This is a genomic window from Hydrogenophilus islandicus (assembly GCF_054657095.1).
Window position 1 is genome coordinate 1 of the sequence record NZ_BAAHXE010000066.1, and the last position, 1,305, is coordinate 1,305.

Sequence of the window (1,305 nt, forward strand, 5' to 3'; positions counted from 1 at the left end):
AAAAAAAGCGGTGGCAGGAAGAGACTGCCACCGCACAGCCGAGAGATGAATCTCGAAAAAACCAGCGCTTAGGTTTGATAACGGCGCGACTTGAAGCTCACCGTCTTCTCGAATTGATCAGACCCACCAATCCGCCGGATATTTGCCCACGTAATCTTATAGGACGGGACATAGTTGCGGTCCGTCCAGTCGGTCACCACATCGCCGGCAATGCCATTGAACCAGCCAAACTGCATGAACGTGTGGTTGCGCTTGAGGGCAGGATCGGGGTAAGCCATCGCGTAGGTGGCCCCATAGTCGTTATAGAGCTCGACGATGTCGCCCGGATTGATCCCCAGCTCCTTCGCGTCGTCCGGGTTCATCTCGATGACGGCCATCGGGTAGCGATCCTTGACGTGCGGATCGTACTTGTTGTGGTAACCCGTCTGCCACACCTCGTTCAGGCGACCTTGGTTGATATAGAAGCGGTATTTCTCCTTCTGCTCCGCCACCGGCTTGGGCAGCCCAGGCCACGGGGCAGGCAGGAAACGCGCTTTACCGTCCGGGGTGTCGAACTTGTTGTCGGTATAGAGCATGGGGGTACCGATGAGCTTGCCGTCTTTGTACTCCTTGATGGGGAGTTGCACGCCATTGGTGCCCGCCTTGCGCAGCCGTTCGTAGGTGGCGAGATGCCCAGTCGGCCCGCCCTGGCTGTCGATCGGCTCTGCCCCCGGCTGGCCTGCGCGGCGGAAGCCGTCGTTGAAGGCGTCCTCCTCGGTTTTCCAATCGAAACCGGAGAAGCGAGCCGCCATCGCTTTATTGCCCTCTTTCTCATACAGCGCTTTCATCGTATTGGCAATATCGGCGGCGATCAGGCAGTCGGGTTTGGCCACGCCCGGTGGATCCATGAACTTTTCGGAGAGCCGCAAGCGGCGCTCGCCGTTCATGGAAGTGAGGTTCATCTCCCCGGGATGGGCCGCGGGCAGCGCCACGTGTGCAGCATCCATGATCATCGTCGGGTAGAGGTCGATCAAGGTCACGAAAAGGCCACCTTTTTGGAAGATGGCGTCCACAATCGCATTCACCATCCCATCGGTGTCCGCACCCCGCGCCTTGCGCATTGCCTCGCGCACGATTTCCGACCGCCGCAAGACGGCACCGCGGTAGTTTTCGGCGTTGAGGGTGGTCTGGAAGCTGTTACAGCCCCAGAAGGTCAGCGTGCGCCCTTTGCCCTCGATGATCTCCTTGTCGACATAGATCATCTTCTTGCCAGGGTAAGGGGGGCGGCAGTAACCCTCTTGGTGACCGCCCATGCGCACGCAGCCA

1 protein-coding gene is annotated in these 1,305 nt (G+C 59.4%); it reads right to left on the bottom strand.

Annotation, left to right across the window (positions count from 1 at the left end; genetic code table 11):
- Nucleotides 1-68: 68 nt before the first annotated feature.
- Nucleotides 69-1,305, bottom strand: a 1,237-nt coding sequence (locus ACYQ6T_RS10665; protein ID WP_459830683.1) for an arsenate reductase (azurin) large subunit, incomplete at its 5' end; no start/stop codon positions are given.